This is a genomic window from Novosphingobium sp. Chol11 (assembly GCF_900218065.1).
In the GTDB taxonomy this organism is placed as follows: Bacteria; Pseudomonadota; Alphaproteobacteria; order Sphingomonadales; family Sphingomonadaceae; genus Sphingobium; species Sphingobium agri.
On sequence record NZ_OBMU01000001.1, the window covers coordinates 186,364 to 205,221 of the forward strand.

The window sequence follows — 18,858 nt, forward strand, 5'->3', positions numbered from 1 at the left end:
CGGCTCGCGCCGCTTCCCATTCCCCGGCCGAGCGCCTAGATAGCTCATATGCAACGTTTTGACGTCGTTATCTTGGGCGGGGGCCTTGTCGGGCTGACCCTGGGCATTGCGCTTTCCGGTCATGGGGTGCGCTGCGCCGTCATCGATCCGGCCGATCCGGGGGAGACCAGCGCCGTCGGGTTTGACGGGCGCGTGTCCGCCATTTCCTCGACCAGTTATGCGATGCTTTCCGCCATCGGTGTGGCCGATCTGCTGGAGGGGAAAGGCTGCCCCATCGACCGGATTTGGGTAAGCGACGGGCTGGAACCCGGCGCGCTCGATTTCGCGCCTGATGCGGACGATGGTGTCATGGGGATCATGTTCCCCAATCGCGACCTGCGCATCGCCCTATCCCAAGCGGCCGAGAAGGCGGAGAATCTGATCCGCTTCCAGCCGGACCGCGCCATCCATGTGGATCGCAATGCCGACGGCGTCAGCCTGACGCTCGCCAGCGGGCATATGCTGCATGGCGCTCTGCTGGTGGCGGCCGAGGGGCGAAACAGCCCAACCCGCGAAGCTGCAGGCATCCGCACCACGCGCTGGCAATATAAGCACACCGCCATGGTGACGGCGATCGATCATGAGGTGCCGCACGCCAATACGGCTTATGAGATTTTCTATCCCGGCGGCCCCTTCGCGCTGCTGCCTATGCTGCCGGGGGCGCGATCGGCCATCGTCTGGACAGTGCCGACCGAGCAGGCGCCGGTGATGCTGAAATTGTCCGAGCGGGCATGGCTCGCCGAAGCGCAGAAGCGGATGGGAGGCTTCCTGGGCGAGATATCACTCGCAGGTCCGCGCTCCAGCTACCCATTGGGCTTCCACCATGCCGCGCGGATCACCGATACGCGGCTGGCGCTGGTCGGCGACAGCGCCCATGCGATCCATCCGATTGCGGGGCAGGGCCTGAACCTTGGGTTTCGCGACGTCGCGGCGCTTGTGGAGGTGCTGGTCGATGGCATGCGCCTTGGCCTGGACCCCGGCGATGCGCAGTTGATGGCGCGCTACCAGCGTTGGCGGGGGCTGGACGCGATGTCGGTCAGCGTCGCCATGGACGGGCTCGTCCGGCTGTTTGATGTGCCCGGCCGCATTCCTTCTGCCATCCGCCGTTTCGGCCTGGCCGCAGTCCAGCGCACGCCGATGCTCAAGAACCGCTTCATGGCGGAGGCAAGGGGTGAAAGCGGCGCGTTGCCCAAGCTGTTGATCGGCGAAATGGTCTAAAGCTGTTCCGTCATGCCAGCGAAAGCTGGCATCTCGCACAGACCCCGACTTGCGCTGGGATGACGAGGTCCGCGGCTTCTAACCCAACATCCGCCGCAGCACGTCATCCTTCAGGATGACGTGATGGCGCAGCGCCGCCGCGACATGCAGGATGAGGAGGGCGATCCAGGCGAAGGCGAATATCTCATGCGCTTCGGCGGAAAAGCCGACGATCGCATCATCCTTCGTGACCGCGAACTTCGGCACGTCGAACAGAAAGAACCAGTTCAGCGGATATCTCCCGGCAGAACTCATGATCCAGCCGGTCAGCGGCACCAGCAGCATGAAGCCGTAGAAGCTGTAGTGCGTAACCTTCGCGGCCAGCCTTTCCCAGGCGGGCAGTCCCTCGGGCAGGGGCGTCTGCCGATGGGTCAGGCGCCAAACCAGCCGAAGGACCGCCAGCGCCAGTACCGTCAGGCCCACCGATTTATGCACCGGCATCACCTGCCAGTCGCCCGGTAGGGATTCGCGCCCCAATCCCAGCCATAGATTGAAGAGGATCAGGATCGCCATGACCCAGTGCAACGTACGGGCAACCAGGCTGTAGCGTTCCAAGGGCGTCTCCTGATCCAGATCAGGCGTCATCCTTGCCGATTGGCGACCAGATTGTCCACCACCGAGGGGTCGGCAAGGGTGCTGGTGTCGCCCAGCGCTTGTGCCGACACTTCGCCTTCAGCGATCTTGCGCAGGATGCGGCGCATGATCTTGCCCGACCGGGTCTTAGGCAGACCGGGCGCGAACTGGATGACGTCCGGCGTCGCGATCGGGCCGATCTCTGTGCGAACCCAGGCGACCAGCGTCTTGCGCAGGTCCTCGCTCGGTTCCTCGCCGCTGTTCAGCGTGACATAGGCGTAGATGCCCTGCCCCTTGATGTCGTGGGGGAAGCCGACCACGGCTGCTTCGGCGACCGCTTCGTGCAGCACCAGCGCGCTTTCGACCTCGGCGGTGCCCATGCGGTGGCCCGAAACGTTGATGACGTCATCGACGCGGCCGGTGATCCAGTAATAGCCGTCCGCATCGCGGCGGGCACCGTCGCCGGTCGTATATTTGCCAGGGAAGGTCGTGAAATAGGTCTGGAAAAAGCGCTCATGATCGCCCCAGACGGTGCGCATCTGGCCCGGCCAGCTTCCGGCGATGACCAGATTGCCCTCCGCCGCGCCTTCCAGCACCTTGCCCTCGCTGTCGACGATCTGCGGAATCACGCCCGGCATCGGCAATGTCGCGGAGCCGGGCTTCAGGTCAGTGGCGCCCGGCATCGGCGCGATCATCGCACCGCCCGTTTCGGTCTGCCACCAGGTATCGATGATCGGGCAGCGATCCTCGCCGACGACATGATGATACCAGCGCCACGCCTCTGGATTGATCGGCTCGCCCACGGTGCCGAGCAGGCGCAGCGATTTGCGGCTGGTGGAGCGCACGAACTCGTCGCCCTCCTTCATCAACGCGCGCAGAGCCGTGGGCGCTGTGAAGATGGTCTGCACCTGATGCCGGTCCACCACCTCCCAGATGCGGCTAGCGGTGGGATAGTTGGGAACGCCCTCATACATCAGTGTCGTAGCGCCATTCGCCAGCGGGCCATAGACGATATAGCTGTGACCCGTGACCCAGCCGATGTCCGCCGCGCACCAGTAAATGTCGCCGGGGCGATAATCGAAGCACAGTTCATGGGTAAGGCTCGCCCACAGCAGATAGCCGCCGGTTGTGTGCAGCACGCCCTTGGGCTTGCCCGTCGAACCGGAGGTGTAGAGGATGAACAGCGGATCTTCCGCGTTCATCGGCTCGGGCACGCAGTCGGCGGAGACCTTTGTCGCTTCCTCATGCAGCCACAGGTCGCGGCCCTCCTGCATGGCGATGGCGCCGCCGGTCGCTTGCACCACGACGACCTTCCTGACACTCGGGCAATCCTTCAGCGCGGCATCGACATTGGCCTTGAGCGGAACCTTCTTGCCCGCGCGGCAGCCTTCGTCGGCGGTGATGACGATGTTGGAATCGCAGTCGATGATCCGGCCCGCCAGCGCTTCGGGAGAGAAGCCGCCGAAGACGACCGAATGGATGGCGCCGATCCGCGCGCAGGCGAGGAGGGCGAAGGCCGCTTCCGGGATCATCGGCAGATAGACGGTGACGCGGTCGCCCTTCTTCGTGCCTGCGGCTTTCAGGACATTGGCGAAGCGGCAGACTTCCTCATGAACCTGTTTGTAGGTGAAGCGGCGCGGCTCCGCGTCCGGCGAGTCCGGCTCCCAGATGATCGCGGTCTGGTCGCCACGCTCGGCCAGATGCCGGTCGATGCAGTTGGCGCTGACGTTCAGCACGCCGTCGGCAAACCATTTCACGCCGAAATCCGCTTCGTTGAAGCTGCTCTCGTCCGTCCTGCTGGGGAAAGTCAGCCAGTCGAGGCGCTTTGCACGCTCCAGCCAATAGGCCTCCGGATCATTGATCGACCGCTGATAATCTGCCTCACGCCCATCCCGGTCGAGCAGCGCCGAAGCGGCCCATTCCGAAGGGACCGGGAAAAAATCGTCAGACATCGATCATCCTTTCCTATGCGTTGCCTGACCCTCTAGAGGGTAGAGGCGATCATCGGAAGCCCCGGATTGTGGCCCCGCCGCCAAAGTTTCCGCGACTATCGTCCCCCATTTAAGCGGGTGTCAGCCATTTGCCGCTTTTCGCAGCGCTTGGCTCCGCTTAACAGGAGGCCATGTGGCAGCTCTTCCAATTCCCGCTTTGTCCCTTCTCCCGCAAGGTGCGCCTGCTGCTGGGCGAAAAGGGAATCGGCTATGACCTGGTGCGCGAATCGCCCTGGGAAGCGCGAGACGAATTTCTTGATCTCAACCCGGCGGGCACAACGCCCGTCATGGTTGACCAGGAAAAGGGATCGACGCTGATCGACAGCCAGGCGATCTGCGAATATTTCGAAGAGACGGTGGAAAAATTCCCTCTGATCTCCGGCACGGCGGCGGGCAGGGCGGAGGTGCGGCGGCTCGTCGCCTTCTTCGACCAAAATTTCTACGGCGATGTCGTGGGCCCACTACTGCACGAGCGGATGAAGAAGCGGCTGATCGAACGGGCGCCGCCAGACGCCCGGGTGCTGCGCGAAGCCATGAAGCGGGCCAATGTCCATATGGATTATATGGACTATCTGCTCGATCACCGCAGCTGGATGGCGGGCGGCACGATGAGCCTGGCCGACATAACGGCGGCCGCGCACCTGTCGGTTGCCGACTATCTGGGAGGCATCGACTGGGCCGGGCATGAGACGGTCAAGCGCTGGTATGCAGGCTTCAAGTCGCGCCCGTCCTTCCGGCCCCTGCTGTCGGAGCGGATGGAGGTGATCACCCCGCCGCCCCATTATGAGAAGCCGGACTTCTAAGGCAGGATCACTCGCCCTCGACTGCGAGATAGACGCGGTTGCGGCCATGTTCCTTGGCCAGATACAGTGCCCGATCAGCGGCCTTCAGCGCCGTGCGCGGATCGTCGTGGGCGAGCACATTGGCGACGCCCGCCGAAAAGCTGACCCGCTCCATCCGTTCGCCATTGGTGCGGTTGACGAGGCTACGGGTCGCCAGATCCTGCCTGACGCTATCCACCGCCTCGCACGCTTCCGCGGCCGTCTTGCCGCGAAACAGCATGACGAATTCCTCGCCGCCGTGACGGGCCACATGGCATTGGTCGTCGCTTGCCTTGGCCAGCAGCCCGGCGACGAATTTCAGCACCCTGTCGCCCGTGTCATGACCGTGGGTGTCGTTGATCAGCTTGAAATGATCGATATCGCAGAAAGCAACGGCGAGTGGCTGTCCTTCCTTCCGTGCCGTGGCGACTTCCTCGCGCAGCCTGCCTTCGAACGCGCGCCGGTTGGGAAGGCCGGTCAGATGATCATGTTCGGCCGCGCGCCGCGCATTGGCGAGGCTGGAGCGGAGCGCGTGATTCTGCTTCTGGTTCTGCCGCAGCTGCCCTTCGACCTGCCGCGTCTTTTCCACCATTGATCGGGTGAGCGCCACAAGGCGGGACAGGACCGGTTCATTGTCCGCCCGTGCCGCCAGACCCTTCACCTCCTCCTGCAACGCCGCGCCATAATCCTTCGCGGAGTTGCGCGATTCGGTCATCAGGCCGGTAAATTCGGAGAGATTCTCTTCGACCTTCGCCAACATGGTCGAGAGGGCTTCGGGCGTCACTTCGTCGGCGCGCTGTTCGGCGACGATCTCCTCGACCCAGCTGTTGCTGATCTTGCCGCGCTCCGCAAGCACCGCCCTGATCGCCTTTTCAACGGCGATCTGCGATCCGGTAAGATAATCATGCGCGACCCCGAAATTGAGCGGCGTCAGGTCAAGGTCATGCGCAAAGAGGAAATTGCCTATCTCGTCATACAGCTTGCGGCGGCGATTGACCTCGCGATGCACCGTGCTGCCTGATCGGGTGCGCTGGCTTTCCGCCTCGTCCGCTTCCTCTTCTGCCTCAAGCTTGCCCGACAGGCCACGCGCCCACCGTGTCAGGCGGTCGGCCAGGCCGTGCTGCGGATTTGCGGATGATGATGCCCCAGTCATGCGGCTAATAACGGCGCGGGCGTGACAGGGTTAAGAGCGCGGCAGGCAAAAATCGCCAAGCCGCTGATCAGCCGCAGATATTGAGCGGAATCAGATATCCGCCGCGATCAGCCAGTCGCGGAAAATGCGCACGGCGCGGGTCTGCAAGGCGCGCGGACGGCACACGAAATAATAGCGATAGGGGCTTTCCACCCGCGTCTCCGGGAACAGGCGGACAAGACGCGAGTCAGCGGCTTCCTTGAAGTGGCTCGCGTGCATGACGGCGACGCCCAGCCCTTGCGCGGCGGCCTCCAGCATCAGCTGACCCGAATCATAATTGTCGATCGCCAGCGGCTGCAGGTCGGGCAAGCCCACCGCATCTTTCCACGCGTCGAAGGACAGGTTCATGTCACGGTGGAGCAGGATCGTGTGCTGCGCCAGATCCGCCGGAGATCCGATCTTTTGCGGGGCGTCGAGCAGCGCCTTGCGGCCGATCAGATAGACTTCGTCATGATCGAGCTCATGGGCATAAAGCGCCGGATCGATATCCTTGGCAAGCACGATTGCCGCATCCAACCCTTCGCCCAGACGCGCGACGGCATGGGGAGTCGTCTCGATATCGATATGCAACTGGGGATGCTTCTGCCGCAAGGCGCCCAGATGGGGGAAGAGCCGCTGGGTCGCGAACAGCGGCATGACGGCCAGGCGCAGGCGCAGCTGATTGCCGCCGCTCTGGATATTCTCCAGCGCCTGGCTCAGCGAATCCAGCGCGGGGGCGATGTCGTCGAGCAGCTTCTGCCCATCGGCGTTGATCTCCAGCGCCTGATGCTTGCGATCGAACAGGGGGCGGCCGATGAACCGCTCCAGCGCCTGCACGCGGCGGCTGAGCGCGGGCGTGGACAAGGCGAGTTCTTCCGCCGCAGCCTTGACCGACCCAAGCCGGGCTACCTGAACAAAGGCCTCAAGGGCAGTAAGGGGCGGCAGTCTGCGCATAGTCAATCTAATAGCCAAGCCACCGCTCTGCTGCGACGCGTCATCGTCGCGGTGCGGGCAGGCAGCAGCCCGGTTTCAGTCATCCTCTTTTCACCAGCATGAAAAAGCGTCAACCGGTAAGATGCAAAATTTGCAACTCATCAATCCTTTTCGCAATTGCAAAATACCATGCTGCAACGCACATAGGAAAGGCCTTTCAGGCATCCTCTCCTAAAACTTTCCGGGCTGGCCTTCGGGTCAGCCCTTTTTTTATCCCGGGTTATCATGATCGCGGGGCTCTTTCCTTGCGCTTCGACGTTTCCTATCTCGTTACGCAGTGACAAGAATGGGGATGGCAATGGCCGAACAGGAAAGCCCGGAACGCAGGATTCAGGTAGCAAATGCACGGCCTGAGGATGCAGGGCGCGGGCTCGCGCGCATTCCGGTCGCCGTCATGGCGGAACTTCGGCTTGCTGAAGGCGACGTGATCGAGATCGCGGGAAAACGTTCGACGCCCGCGCGCGTCGTGCGGCCCTATAAGGAGGATGAAGGGCTCGACGTCCTTCGGCTCGACGGTTTGCAGCGCGCGAACGCAGGCGTGGGCTCCGGTGACTTCGTCCAGATCAGCAAGATCGAGCCGCGGCCCGCCCAGCGTGTCGTCTTCGCGCCTGCACAAAATAACCTGCGGCTTCAGGGAAATCCGGAGGCGCTGAAACGCGTCTTCTTCCAGCGCCCGCTTGCCGCTGGCGACATCGTCGCCACGGCTGGACAGCAACAGGTCCCGCCTAGCGACATGCCGCCGCAGCTGCGCCAGATGCTGGCCGCGCCCGCTTATGCCTTGCAGGAAATCCGGCTGGTCGTCGTATCCACCACGCCCAAAGGCTTCGTGCAGATCGACGCCGACACGGAGATCGACCTGCGCGCCGAATATGAAGAGCCTAAGGAATCCCGGCGGGCCGACGTCACCTATGACGATGTCGGCGGCATGGCCGAAGCGATCGACCAGCTCCGCGAGATGGTGGAGCTGCCGCTGCGCTACCCCGAATTGTTCGAGCGGCTGGGCGTCGATCCGCCCAAGGGCGTGCTGCTCCATGGCCCGCCGGGAACGGGCAAGACACGGCTCGCCCGCGCCGTCGCCAATGAATCGGAGGCGGAGTTCTTCCTGATCAACGGGCCGGAGATCATGGGATCGGCCTATGGCGAATCGGAAAAGCAGCTGCGCGAGATATTCGAGGCAGCGGCGAAGTCCTCGCCATCCATCCTGTTCATAGACGAAATCGATTCGATCGCGCCGAAACGCGGCAATGTAACCGGCGAGACGGAGAAGCGGCTGGTGGCCCAGCTGCTGACCCTGATGGACGGCCTCGAACCGCGCACCAATCTGGTCGTGATCGCCGCCACCAACCGGCCCGAAGCGATCGACGAGGCGTTGCGGCGTCCCGGCCGCTTCGATCGCGAGATCATCGTCGGCGTTCCCGACGAGCGCGGACGGCGCGAGATCATGGGCATCCACACGCGCGGCATGCCGCTGGGCGAGGGGGTTGATCTCGGCGAACTCGCGCGCATGACCTATGGCTTCGTCGGTGCTGACCTTGCCGCGCTGACGCGCGAGGCGGCGATCGAGGCGGTGCGCCGCTTCATGCCGCGCCTCAACCTTGAGGAAGGCACCATCCCGCAGGATGTGCTGGAGGAACTGTCGGTCACCCGCGATGACTTCATGGCCGCCATCAAGCGCGTCCAGCCGTCCGCCATGCGCGAAGTGATGGTGCAGGCGCCCAATATCGGCTGGTCCGACATTGGCGGCCTGGACGAAGCGCAGATGCGCCTCAAGGAAGGGGTCGAGCTTCCGCTCAAGGACCCCGACGCCTTCCGCCGCATCGGCATCCGTCCCGCCAAAGGCTTCCTGCTCTACGGCCCACCCGGCACCGGCAAGACGCTGCTGGCAAAGGCGGTGGCGCGGGAAGCGCAGGCGAACTTCATCGCGACCAAGTCCAGCGACCTCCTGTCCAAATGGTATGGCGAAAGCGAGCAGCAGATTGCCCGCCTGTTCGCCCGGGCGCGCCAGGTGGCGCCGACGGTCATCTTCATCGACGAGTTGGACAGCCTCGTCCCGGCCCGTGGCGGCGGGCTGGGCGAACCGGCGGTGACGGAGCGGGTGGTGAACACCATCCTTGCCGAAATGGACGGGCTGGAGGAACTGCAATCGGTGGTCGTCATCGGCGCGACCAACCGGCCGACGCTGATCGACCCCGCACTGCTGCGGCCGGGGCGCTTCGATGAACTGATCTATGTTCCTGTGCCGGACAAGGCAGGGCGCAAGCGCATCCTTGCCATCCACACCGGTAAGATGCCGCTGGCCGACGATGTCGACCTTGATGATCTGGCGGAACGGACCGAGCGGTTCACCGGCGCTGACCTTGAAGACTTGGTGCGCCGCGCGGGCTTGATTGCGCTGCGTCAGTCGCTGTCGGTGGAGCGCGTCGAGCAGGCGCATTTCAATGAGGCGCTGGAAGAAACCCGCGCATCGGTGACGCCCGAAATGGAGCAGGAATATGAAAAAATCCAATCCCAGCTGAAGCAAAGCGCCATGCGGGTCGATCCGATCGGCTTCGTTGCGCCGGGCATGCTCCGGTCGCGCGATCGTCCCTCTTAACAAGGGCTAGCGGATTGCGGATTGAACCCATCCGCACTCCGCGCGTTCGCTAATCCATGGCCGGGCCACAAGCCCGCCAGCGCAAAGCGGCTTGCAAGGCGGGCCGTTATTTGCAAGGCCCAGACAGAAGGCAGACAGGCGAGTATTGATGGCCTCCATTCCCCTGAAGACAAAAGCAGTTCCGGCCTCATTCCTTGGTCAATGGAGCATGTTCTTCCGTCAGTTCGTGAAGCATCCCGGCATGATCGGATCCGTGATCCCATCCTCTCCCGCGCTGGTGAGCAGCATGCTCGATCAGGTGGATTGGCAGCGCACGCGGCTGTTCGTCGAATATGGGCCGGGCGTCGGCACCTTCACCCGGCCGGTCCTCGAGCGCATGCACCCGGACGCCAAGCTGCTGGCGATCGACCTCAACCTCGACTTCGTCGCCTGGCTGGAAGCGCAGATCGATGATCCCCGGCTTAGGGTAGTGCATGGATCGGCGGCGGACGTGCGCCGCTTCATCAGCGAAGCTGGGCATCAGCAGGCCGATTACATCCTGTCGGGCATTCCCTTCTCCACCCTGCCGGATGGCGTGGGCGAACTGATCTGCGCGGAAACGCAGCGGGCGCTGCGGCCGGGCGGCGAATTTCTTGTGTATCAATATTCCGCCTTCGTCCGGCGGCTGCTTACCGGGCAGTTCAACGACATCGCCGAACGTGTCGAATGGCGCAATATCCCACCCTGCCGCACTTTCCGTGCGATGAAGACGGTGAGTTTGGCGCAGGCGGCTTAGGGCGTCAGGAGTCACCCCACCACCGCGTTCGCCCTCAGCCTGTCGAAGGGCCTTACTTCTTTTAGGAAGAAGAGGCTTCGACAAGCTCGGCCCGAACGATTGGGTGACGCCGGTAAAAGATCAGCGCTCAACAGGCCATCCATTGCAAGTCTCAGCGCCTTTCGCCGCATCACGCTTTCATGCTAAAGGCGCGGGCGAAAGGCTCGACCAGATGAATGACCTCACTCAGACTCCCGAAATGCTCATCGCCGCGATGGGCGCATGCGCCCGTGCCGCCGCCACGACGCTGGCCAGCGCGACCGACGCGCAGAAGATCGATGCGCTGCGCCGTGCCGCCCAGGCGCTTCGGGATCAGACGCCGCAAATCCTTGCTGCCAACGCGCGCGACGTGGAAAATGCCGCCGCCAATGGTGTCTCGCCAGCCATGCTCGACCGGCTGCGCCTGGACGAAGCCCGTGTGGAAGCGACTGCGGCTGGCGTCGATCAGGTTGCGATCCTCGACAATCCGCTTGGGCGCATCATCGACAAGCAGATCCGGCCTAACGGCATGGAGCTGTCGCGCGTGCGCGTGCCCCTGGGCGTGATCGGCATCATCTATGAAAGCCGTCCCAATGTGACCGCCGACGCCGCTGCGCTCTGCCTGCGCGCGGGCAACGCCGTCATCCTGCGCGGCGGCAGCGAGGCGAAGGAAAGCAACCGCGCCATTCACGCCGCCATGGCCGAAGGGATCGCCGCCGCGGGATTGCCCGCCGACGCGGTGCAGCTGGTGCCGACGACTGATCGCGCCGCCGTGGGCGCTTTGCTCAAGGCGTCGGACTTCATCGACCTTATCGTCCCGCGCGGCGGCAAGAGCCTCGTCGCGCGCGTGCAGGAAGAGGCGCGCGTGCCTGTGCTGGCGCATCTAGACGGCATCAATCACAGCTATGTCGATGGCGCCGCCGATCCCGACATGGCCGTCAAGCTGATCGTCAACGCCAAGATGCGCCGGACGGGCATTTGCGGTGCGACCGAAACGGTGCTGATCGACCAGGCCTTCGCAGCCGCGCCCGCCATCGTAAAAGCGCTGCTCGACGCCAAGTGCGAAGTGCGCGGCGACGCTGCGGTGCAGGCGCTGGACGCACGTGTCGTCGCGGCATCGGACGAGGACTGGGATACCGAATATCTCGACGCCATCGTTTCGGTGCGGCTGGTCGATGGGCTTGACGAAGCGCTCGCCCATATCGCCGCGCATGCGAGCCATCACACCGACGCGATCATCACCGAAGATGCCCAGAAAGCCGAGCGCTTCCTCAACGCAGTCGACAGCGCGATCGTCATGTGGAACGCCTCGACCCAGTTCGCCGATGGCGGCGAGTTCGGCCTTGGCGCAGAGATCGGCATTTCAACCGGCCGCCTCCACGCCCGCGGCCCGGTGGCTCTTGAGGGGCTGACAACCTATAAGTGGCTGGTGCGCGGAACGGGCCAGACGCGGCCGTAGGCCAGTAAATTTGGTTCACGCGGAGACGCGGAGTCGCAGAGGACACAGAATGGATGAACAAGGGCTACGCCCATTCCTCCGCGTCTCCGCGCCTCCGCGTGACTCTATCCCTTCACCACCTCATCGATCGCCCTGAGCTTCTCCAGCAGCGGCCCCATCCACTCCAGCGGCAGCATGACCGGCCCATCCGATGGCGCCCGATCCGGATCGTCATGCGCTTCGGCAAAGATTGCAGCGACGCCAGCCGCAACCGCACTGCGCGCCAGCACAGGCGCAAATTCCCGCTGCCCGCCTGACGCGGACCCCAATCCGCCCGGCTGTTGCACGGAGTGGGTGGCATCGAACACCACCGGATAGCCGGTCTCACCCATTACCGGCAGAGCCCGCATGTCGCTGACGAGCGTGTTATAGCCGAAGCTCGCACCGCGCTCGGTGAGCAATATCCGCTCATTGCCGGTGGAGGCGACCTTCTGCGCCACCGCAGCCATGTCCCAGGGCGCGAGAAATTGGCCCTTCTTCACATTGACCACTGCGCCCGTCTTTCCCGCCGCCAACAGCAGGTCCGTCTGACGGCACAGGAAAGCCGGGATTTGCAGAATATCCACCGCCTGCGCCGCTGCCTCTACCTGGCCTGCCTCATGCACATCGGTCAGCACCGGACAGCCGAGCTGGGCGTTCACGTCGGCCAGGATCGCCAGACCCGCATCGATCCCTACGCCACGCTGCCCCGACACGGACGTCCTGTTTGCCTTGTCGAACGAGGATTTGAAGATGAACGGCACGCCCGCCTTGCGCGCGACATCCGCCAGCTTCTCCGCCATCATAATCGCATGATCGCGGCTCTCGATCTGGCAGGGGCCGGAAATCAGGACGAGGGGTAGGTCATTGCCGATCGTGATCGGCCCCACGGAAACATGCTTGGGATTGGTCATGCCGCTCACTTCGGCGCTTTCACGAAGCGGCGCAAGAGCTGTCCCCGCCACGGTCCTTTGCCGGGATGATAGTTCCAGCAGAACCAGCCAAACGCCAGGCAGGCGAGCAGGGAGGGCAGCGCCATCGGATCGCCATTGCCGCGCATGTGCCGGTAAAAGGCGAAATCCGCTCGCCACCGGTCGCGCTCGCTGCCGCCGCCATTGATGCCATAGGCATTGTCATGTTTCCGGCAACCGATGTTTCGGTTGTATTTGCGGTGATCTATGAAATAGCAGTAATCGCGTTCGGGTGTCGTCATGGCCCGATGTGGAACAGGGCCGTGCAGAAGTTCAAGCGTAAAGTCTTCTACCTTGGCGGTTTCGATCCGCGCGGGGTGCGTTTTTATCACCAACTCTATCGTGAGCAGGCGGAGCGCTATGCCCGGCTGTCGGGTGAGCAGGTGGAGGTAAGCGCGCGCCGTTCAGGCCCGGCTTCTTCCGCGATCTGGACCGTCACCAACCACAGTGCGGGGGTCGAGACCGACTATGAATTCCTCCGCTGGGAGGATCTGGTCGGCAAGGTTTGGATCCGCAATCCGCTGCTCCTCGCTTGGCGGTCGGTCGCGACCTATTTCGCCCATGCCCGGCACATGCAGTTCCTGCGCATGCGAAAGCTGCGGCCCGGCCCGGTCATCACTATCCTTTATCCGCCCCTACTTGCCATCCTCATACCGCTCGCGCTGACGCTCATCCCCGCCCTGCTCCTCTCTTTCTTGATGCCGTTCTGGGCCGCCGCTCTGATCGGGATCGGCATCAGCGTGCTGCTCTCCGGTCGATTGCTTAACAAACTAATCGTGCCTTGGCTGCTTCGCTTCATGTATTATAATCACAGCGTCGCCGCGCGTGGCCCGGGCGAGGAGATGAACGCCCGGCTCGACCAGTTCGCCGCGCGCATCGTGCAGGAAATGGACGGCCCTTGGGACGAAGTCATCTTCGCTTCCCATAGCAATGGCACCATCTACGCGATGAGCGTCCTTCGCCGCATCCTTGAACTGCGCGAAGGCAAGCCCCTGCCTGATCACTTCACGGCCCTCACCTTGGGACAGGTCGTGCCGGTCGTCGCCCTACGCAGGGATGCCCGCTGGTATCATGCCGACCTCAAGGCGCTGGACGAGGGGCAATTCCGTCTCGTCGATCTTTCCGCGCCTCCCGATGGCGCCGCCTATTACGACGTCCATCCCATCCGCCTGGTATCGGACCGTTGCGCCGCGCGCGTCGATCTGCTCTCGCCACGTTTCCACCTCTTTTATGACCCGGAAAATTATCACAGCGGCTGGTCGAACAAATATGAAGCGCATTTCGACTATCTGCGCGTCGGCGACCGCCTGTCCCCCATCGATTATGTCAGCCTGACCGCTGGCCGCCGCACGATCGACCAAGCCATCACAGCCTTCAGGGCCATAGCGTGACAGAACCTTTCACTCCGCCCTATCCGCAACCGCCGCGTACCCGCCGGGGCCTTTTCAAACGCTTCCTGCGCGGCTGGCACAGCTGGATCCATGTGCTGTTCGAAAAAAGCTATACTATGAAGCTGGGCGAGATCCGCATGCCCGGCCAGATCATGTATATCGCCAACGAACTGCCGCTGGTGGACAAGGTTCTGCGCGGCGGCACTGCCTTTCCCAAGCATCGCGAACTCGTCCGCAACCTTTCGCCGCTGATCGGCAACAGCGTCTTTTCCGCCAATGGCGAGGATTGGGAAAGCCAGCGTGCCATGGTGAACCCGGCCTTTGCGCATACCGCGCTGCATCGGTCGATGCCGCTGATGGTTGCGGCTGCCGACGATCTGCTCGCCCGCATCGATGCCGCCGACCGCACGAAGCCCGTCGATATCGACCCGATGATGACCCATGTCGCGGCCGACATCATCTTCCGCACGCTCTTTTCCGAAGCTTTGGACGAGCATCGATCCAACATCATCCACAACGCCTTCGGCCGTTTCCAGCGCTACGCCCACAGCGCCTCGATGCTGCGCCTTTACGGCTTTCCCGCCCGCTGGTTCGAGCAGCGATCGCTCAAACCCGCCAAGGCTATCCACGACGTGTTCCGCCCGATCGTGGAGGCCCGCTATCAAGGCTTCCACGATCGTGGAGAATCGCCGCACAAGGACATCCTCCAGTCGCTGATCGAGGCGAAGCACCCCGAAACGGGCGAGCCCTTCACCCTGCAACAGGTGATGGATCAGGTCTCCACCGTCTTCCTCGCCGGGCATGAGACATCGGCTAGTACCATGACCTGGGCGCTCTACATGCTGGCGGAATGTGCCCATATCCAGAATGCGGCACGTGCCGAGGTCGTGGCACTTGCCGGAAACGCCCCGCTTACCGCCGCGATGCTCAAGGACATGGGGCATGTCCGCAACATCTTCCGCGAAACGCTGCGCCTCTATCCACCCGTAGCCTTCTTCCCGCGCGAGGTGCCTTGTCCCATGCCGATGCGCGACAAGCAGTTGGAGGAGGGCGCGATGCTCGTCATCGCACCATGGCTCACCCAGCGGAACAAGGATAATTGGGGCTGCCCGCACGGCTTTGATCCCGACCGCTTCGACGATCCCGCCAATGCCGAAATGGTTCGCCAAGCTTGGTTCCCCTTCGGCCGCGGCCCCCGCGTCTGTGTCGGCGCAGGCTTCGCCCAGCAGGAGGTAATGACCGTCATCGCCAGCGTCCTGCGCCGCTATCGGCTGTCGGTTCCGGAAGGATTCAAGCCAGAGCCGATCAGCCGCCTGACGATCAGGCCCAGGACAGGCATGAAGCTGATGTTCGAGGCGACTCCCTGAACGGACGAGGCACGATGTTCCCCCTCCCGCAGGCGGGAGGGGGCTAGGGGGTGGGCCAGCGCAACGTCTAAGGTCTTCAGCGGCTGACCCAAGAAGCTCGCTGACGCTCGCGCCCGCCCCTAACCCCTCCCGCTTGCGGGAGGGGAGAAGGCAGTCGACCTACCCCTGATCCGCCCGACCATAACCTGCCCCGCCGCCCGCTCGCGCACATAGCGTCGCTTCAGCACCACGCTCGCCACCAGCAGCGGCACCCCGACAACCACGCAAACCGCCCCCAGCATCGGCGGCCACAGCCCGAACAGGCTATGCACATCCAGCGCGGAGGGCGTCAGCACCAGCAGGAACCCGGCGGTGAGCAGCCACAGCCCCCAACGCCTGGGCCGCACCGCGACCATGCGCATTTCATGCCGGTGCGCCTTGCGGCCTTCCCTGGTGGACAGATCATGATGCTTCATCTCCTGCCATAAAAGCGGCAAAGCCCGTCCCATGTCCAGCGCAATGGGCTGGCGTGATCGAACCATTTCGGCTATCGACTCTCCATCCCCGGGGGACCGCTCACAGGCGGTTGAGAGGCGGCTGATGTGGCTGCGACCCGTTGAACCTGATCCGGATGAGACCGGCGTAGGGAGGGACGGCTTGTCACCGGCATGTCCGCACCCTCCTTCCGCCCAGCGAAGAAGAGGAGGACGGAGCTGCCATGGACACCATCTCCATCCTCACCCTGCGCCTTTCCGAAGCCATCGGCCTGTACATGATCGTCATGGGCATTGGCGGCCTCATGGCGCCGTTGCGCTGGCGAGCGGTCATGGACGATCTGGAGCGCTCGCCGGGTCTCGTCATGGCGCTCGGCTTCCCCGTCTTCGTGGTCGGCGCGGCCCTCATCCTCATTCACAGCATCTGGACCGATCCACTCGCCGTCATCGTCAGCCTGATCGGCTATGCCGCGCTGGTCGAAGGCGCGCTGCTGCTCGCCGTGCCAGCTCCACTGCTCCGCATCGGCCGCTGGTCGCTCAATTTCACCCGTGCCTGGGCTGCTGTCAGCATCGTCCTTGGCCTCTTCCTCTTCCTCGCTGGCCTCACTGGCCGCGCCACCGTTATCGCCTGAAAGGAACCACCATGGCAGACATTCCAGCCCGCACTGAAATGCGCGTAACGACGGGCTCTATCCGGGGCAGCCGCAAGATCCATGTCGGCCCGCTCAAGGTCGCCATGCGCGAAATCGATCTGGAGCCCGGCAGCGGCGAGCCCCCGGTCCGCGTCTATGACACGTCCGGTCCCTATACCGATCCCAACGCGCGCATCGACATCATGGCGGGCCTGCCAGCGCTGCGCCGCGACTGGATCATCGGCCGTGGCGATGTCGAGGAATATGACGCCCGCGCCATCCGGCCGGAGGATAACGGCCTCAAGGGCCCCGACCGGTCAGGCGGCGTCCAGCCTTTCCCCCATGTCGTAAAGCGCCCCTTGCGCGCCAAGGCCGGCATGAACGTCTCCCAGATGCACTATGCCCGCCGCGGCATCATCACGCCGGAGATGGAATATGTCGCGACACGCGAGAATCTCGGCCGCGCCCGCCTCGCTGAATATGTCCGAGATGGTCAGGATTGGGGTGCATCGATCCCCGACTATGTGACGCCGGAGTTCGTCCGCGAGGAAGTCGCGCGCGGCCGCGCCATCATCCCCAATAATATCAACCACCCGGAATCGGAGCCGATGGCGATCGGCCGCAATTTCCTGGTCAAGATCAACGCCAATATCGGCAACAGCGCCGTCGCCTCCGATGTGGCGAGCGAGGTCGACAAGCTGGTCTGGTCGATCCGCTGGGGCGCGGACACGGTGATGGACCTTTCCACCGGCCGCAACATCCACGACACGCGCGAATGGATCATGCGCAACTCGCCGGTCCCGATCGGCACCGTGCCGATCTATCAAGCGCTGGAGAAGGTCGGCGGTATTGCCGAAGAGCTGACCTGGGACATCTTCCGCGACACCCTCATCGAGCAGGCCGAGCAGGGCGTCGATTATTTCACCATCCACGCGGGCGTGCGCCTGCCCTACATTCCGATGACGGCCAAGCGCGTCACCGGCATCGTATCGCGCGGCGGGTCGATCATGGCGAAATGGTGCCTTGCGCATCACAAGGAAAGCTTCCTCTACGAACATTTCGACGAGATCACCGAGATCATGAAGGCCTATGACATCGCCTATTCGCTTGGCGACGGCCTGCGTCCCGGATCGATTGCCGACGCCAATGACGAAGCGCAGTTCGCCGAGCTCTACACGCTGGGCGAACTCACCAAGCGCGCCTGGGAGCAGGATGTGCAGGTGATGATCGAGGGGCCAGGCCATGTGCCCATGCACAAGATCAAGCAGAATATGGACAAGCAGCTGGAGGCCTGTGGCGAAGCGCCCTTCTACACATTGGGGCCGCTTACCACCGACATCGCGCCAGGCTATGATCATATCACCAGCGGCATCGGCGCGGCGATGATCGGCTGGTATGGCACGGCGATGCTTTGCTACGTCACGCCGAAGGAGCATCTGGGCCTGCCCGACCGCGATGACGTCAAGGTCGGTGTCGTCACCTACAAGCTGGCCGCTCATGCCGCCGACCTCGCCAAGGGCCACCCCGCCGCCAAGGTTCGCGATGATGCGCTCAGCCGCGCCCGCTTCGAGTTCCGCTGGCGCGACCAGTTCAACCTGTCGCTCGATCCCGACACGGCGGAGAAATACCATGACCAGACGCTGCCTGCCGAGGGCGCTAAGACGGCGCATTTCTGCTCCATGTGCGGCCCCAAATTCTGTTCGATGAAGATCACGCAGGAAGTGCGGGATTTCGCCGCCAAACAGAATCAGCCGAGCGACCAGTTCCTCGCTGCCGAAGATGCCGAAAAGGGCATGGCCGAGATGAGCGAGACATTCAAAAACAAGGGGAGCGAGATTTACCTGCCCGCTTCGGAATAGCTTCAGCTGAGCTAAGTCGATGATTAGTGCCAGCTATGGAGGGAGGCGGAAAGGTTATACCTTCTGATATACCCCTCCATAGCAGTGCGGTGGACTCGGCCGGGATGGTAGCGTGCCTCAATCCTGAACAAGAGGAGGCTACCCTTGGCAGAGGAACCCACCATTTTGGCTGCGGCCGACGACCGCCGCAATTTCCTGAAGACCTGCGGGCGCTTCGCCGCGACCGTTCCTCCGGCGATGACGATCATGTTGTCGACCTCCCTGTCATCTCCGGCGATCGCGGCATCGGGCGGCGGTGGTGGCGGCGGGCCGAAGGGGAATAACGGCGTCGGCAATGGCTATGATCCCCAGCCTCCGGGCAATCCGCCGATCAACGACGGCCCCGGCACTGGTCCTGGCAACCCCGGGAACAAGGGTGGCAGCGGCGGCAAGGGTAAAAAACCCTGAGCACGCTAGT

17 protein-coding genes and 1 riboswitch are annotated in these 18,858 nt (G+C 63.5%); of the genes, 10 read left to right on the forward strand and 7 right to left on the reverse strand.

Annotation, left to right across the window (positions count from 1 at the left end; translation table 11 throughout):
• The first annotated feature begins 48 nt into the window (after positions 1-48).
• Positions 49-1,257, forward strand: coding sequence for an FAD-dependent monooxygenase (locus NCHOL11_RS00900; protein ID WP_097090662.1), 1,209 nt, complete (start codon positions 49-51; stop codon positions 1,255-1,257).
• 78 nt (positions 1,258-1,335) lie between these two features.
• Here the strand turns inward: NCHOL11_RS00900 and NCHOL11_RS00905 are convergent, their stop codons facing one another.
• Positions 1,336-1,851, reverse strand: a complete 516-nt coding sequence (locus NCHOL11_RS00905; protein WP_097092634.1) for a cytochrome b — start codon at positions 1,849-1,851, stop codon at positions 1,336-1,338.
• Positions 1,852-1,877: 26 nt separating this feature from the next.
• The gene (gene acs, locus NCHOL11_RS00910) at positions 1,878-3,821 is read right to left on the reverse strand and encodes an acetate--CoA ligase (protein ID WP_097090663.1); all 1,944 of its coding nucleotides are present in this window, start codon (positions 3,819-3,821) and stop codon (positions 1,878-1,880) included.
• A gap of 170 nt (positions 3,822-3,991) precedes the next feature.
• On the opposite strand from acs, the gene NCHOL11_RS00915 reads away from it, so the two are divergent.
• Complete coding sequence (locus NCHOL11_RS00915; RefSeq protein WP_097090664.1) at positions 3,992-4,663, forward strand: glutathione S-transferase family protein; 672 nt, start codon at positions 3,992-3,994, stop codon at positions 4,661-4,663.
• 7 nt (positions 4,664-4,670) lie between these two features.
• Here NCHOL11_RS00915 and NCHOL11_RS00920 read toward each other — a convergent pair whose 3' ends face one another.
• A complete protein-coding gene (locus NCHOL11_RS00920) occupies positions 4,671-5,834 on the reverse strand; it encodes a GGDEF domain-containing protein (protein WP_097090665.1) in 1,164 nt (387 codons plus the stop codon).
• A 90-nt stretch (positions 5,835-5,924) separates the two neighbouring features.
• Positions 5,925-6,806, reverse strand: a complete 882-nt coding sequence (locus NCHOL11_RS00925; protein WP_097090666.1) for a LysR substrate-binding domain-containing protein — start codon at positions 6,804-6,806, stop codon at positions 5,925-5,927.
• Between the two features lie 337 nt (positions 6,807-7,143).
• Between NCHOL11_RS00925 and NCHOL11_RS00930 the strand changes: the two genes are divergently transcribed.
• From NCHOL11_RS00930 to NCHOL11_RS00940, 3 genes are all read left to right on the forward strand, one after another.
• The gene (locus tag NCHOL11_RS00930; RefSeq protein WP_176502155.1) at positions 7,144-9,438 is read left to right on the forward strand and encodes a CDC48 family AAA ATPase; all 2,295 of its coding nucleotides are present in this window, start codon (positions 7,144-7,146) and stop codon (positions 9,436-9,438) included.
• Positions 9,439-9,586: 148 nt separating this feature from the next.
• On the forward strand, positions 9,587-10,213 hold the full coding sequence (locus NCHOL11_RS00935) for a class I SAM-dependent methyltransferase (protein WP_097090668.1): 627 nt from the start codon (positions 9,587-9,589) through the stop codon (positions 10,211-10,213).
• Between the two features lie 211 nt (positions 10,214-10,424).
• Positions 10,425-11,690 (forward strand): glutamate-5-semialdehyde dehydrogenase, encoded by a 1,266-nt coding sequence (locus tag NCHOL11_RS00940; RefSeq protein WP_097090669.1) that lies wholly within the window; start codon positions 10,425-10,427, stop codon positions 11,688-11,690.
• 104 nt (positions 11,691-11,794) lie between these two features.
• Here the strand turns inward: NCHOL11_RS00940 and kdsA are convergent, their stop codons facing one another.
• Complete coding sequence (kdsA, locus tag NCHOL11_RS00945) at positions 11,795-12,622, reverse strand: 3-deoxy-8-phosphooctulonate synthase (RefSeq protein WP_097090670.1); 828 nt, start codon at positions 12,620-12,622, stop codon at positions 11,795-11,797.
• A gap of 5 nt (positions 12,623-12,627) precedes the next feature.
• Positions 12,628-12,921 (reverse strand): hypothetical protein, encoded by a 294-nt coding sequence (locus NCHOL11_RS00950; protein WP_097090671.1) that lies wholly within the window; start codon positions 12,919-12,921, stop codon positions 12,628-12,630.
• 21 nt (positions 12,922-12,942) lie between these two features.
• Here NCHOL11_RS00950 and NCHOL11_RS00955 point away from each other — a divergent pair, with 21 nt between their 5' ends.
• Both NCHOL11_RS00955 and NCHOL11_RS00960 read left to right on the forward strand, forming a co-directional pair.
• Positions 12,943-14,070: a hypothetical protein gene (locus NCHOL11_RS00955; protein ID WP_097092635.1), complete on the forward strand. Its 1,128-nt coding sequence runs from the start codon at positions 12,943-12,945 to the stop codon at positions 14,068-14,070.
• Entirely contained in the window at positions 14,067-15,437 is a 1,371-nt protein-coding gene (locus NCHOL11_RS00960) for a cytochrome P450 (RefSeq protein ID WP_097090672.1), read from the forward strand. Before NCHOL11_RS00955 ends, NCHOL11_RS00960 begins: the two co-directional genes overlap by 4 nt.
• A 119-nt stretch (positions 15,438-15,556) precedes the next feature.
• Here the strand turns inward: NCHOL11_RS00960 and NCHOL11_RS00965 are convergent, their stop codons facing one another.
• Positions 15,557-15,892 carry a hypothetical protein gene (locus NCHOL11_RS00965; RefSeq protein WP_097090673.1) on the reverse strand — a complete coding sequence of 112 codons (336 nt, stop codon included), beginning with the start codon at positions 15,890-15,892 and terminating at the stop codon, positions 15,557-15,559.
• Positions 15,893-15,971: 79 nt separating this feature from the next.
• Positions 15,972-16,082, forward strand: a riboswitch (TPP riboswitch).
• Positions 16,083-16,134: 52 nt separating this feature from the next.
• On the opposite strand from NCHOL11_RS00965, the gene NCHOL11_RS00970 reads away from it, so the two are divergent.
• The 3 genes from NCHOL11_RS00970 to NCHOL11_RS18315 all read left to right on the forward strand — a co-directional run bounded on the left by NCHOL11_RS00970 (position 16,135) and on the right by NCHOL11_RS18315 (position 18,848).
• A complete protein-coding gene (locus NCHOL11_RS00970; protein WP_097090674.1) occupies positions 16,135-16,542 on the forward strand; it encodes a DUF2065 family protein in 408 nt (135 codons plus the stop codon).
• Positions 16,543-16,553: 11 nt separating this feature from the next.
• Complete coding sequence (gene thiC, locus NCHOL11_RS00975; RefSeq protein WP_097090675.1) at positions 16,554-18,401, forward strand: phosphomethylpyrimidine synthase ThiC; 1,848 nt, start codon at positions 16,554-16,556, stop codon at positions 18,399-18,401.
• Positions 18,402-18,545: 144 nt separating this feature from the next.
• On the forward strand, positions 18,546-18,848 hold the full coding sequence (locus tag NCHOL11_RS18315; RefSeq protein WP_201515317.1) for a hypothetical protein: 303 nt from the start codon (positions 18,546-18,548) through the stop codon (positions 18,846-18,848).
• Positions 18,849-18,858: the final 10 nt, after the last annotated feature.

Coding starts and splice junctions, on each gene's coding strand:
- NCHOL11_RS00900 (WP_097090662.1), top strand. CDS start 49: ATGCAACGTTTTGACGTCGTTATCTTGGGCGGGGGCCTTGTCGGGCTG.
- acs (WP_097090663.1), bottom strand. CDS start 3,821: ATGTCTGACGATTTTTTCCCGGTCCCTTCGGAATGGGCCGCTTCGGCG.
- NCHOL11_RS00915 (WP_097090664.1), top strand. CDS start 3,992: ATGTGGCAGCTCTTCCAATTCCCGCTTTGTCCCTTCTCCCGCAAGGTG.
- NCHOL11_RS00920 (WP_097090665.1), bottom strand. CDS start 5,834: ATGACTGGGGCATCATCATCCGCAAATCCGCAGCACGGCCTGGCCGAC.
- NCHOL11_RS00925 (WP_097090666.1), bottom strand. CDS start 6,806: ATGCGCAGACTGCCGCCCCTTACTGCCCTTGAGGCCTTTGTTCAGGTA.
- NCHOL11_RS00930 (WP_176502155.1), top strand. CDS start 7,144: ATGGCCGAACAGGAAAGCCCGGAACGCAGGATTCAGGTAGCAAATGCA.
- NCHOL11_RS00935 (WP_097090668.1), top strand. CDS start 9,587: ATGGCCTCCATTCCCCTGAAGACAAAAGCAGTTCCGGCCTCATTCCTT.
- NCHOL11_RS00940 (WP_097090669.1), top strand. CDS start 10,425: ATGAATGACCTCACTCAGACTCCCGAAATGCTCATCGCCGCGATGGGC.
- kdsA (WP_097090670.1), bottom strand. CDS start 12,622: ATGACCAATCCCAAGCATGTTTCCGTGGGGCCGATCACGATCGGCAAT.
- NCHOL11_RS00950 (WP_097090671.1), bottom strand. CDS start 12,921: ATGACGACACCCGAACGCGATTACTGCTATTTCATAGATCACCGCAAA.
- NCHOL11_RS00965 (WP_097090673.1), bottom strand. CDS start 15,892: ATGAAGCATCATGATCTGTCCACCAGGGAAGGCCGCAAGGCGCACCGG.
- NCHOL11_RS00970 (WP_097090674.1), top strand. CDS start 16,135: ATGGACACCATCTCCATCCTCACCCTGCGCCTTTCCGAAGCCATCGGC.
- thiC (WP_097090675.1), top strand. CDS start 16,554: ATGGCAGACATTCCAGCCCGCACTGAAATGCGCGTAACGACGGGCTCT.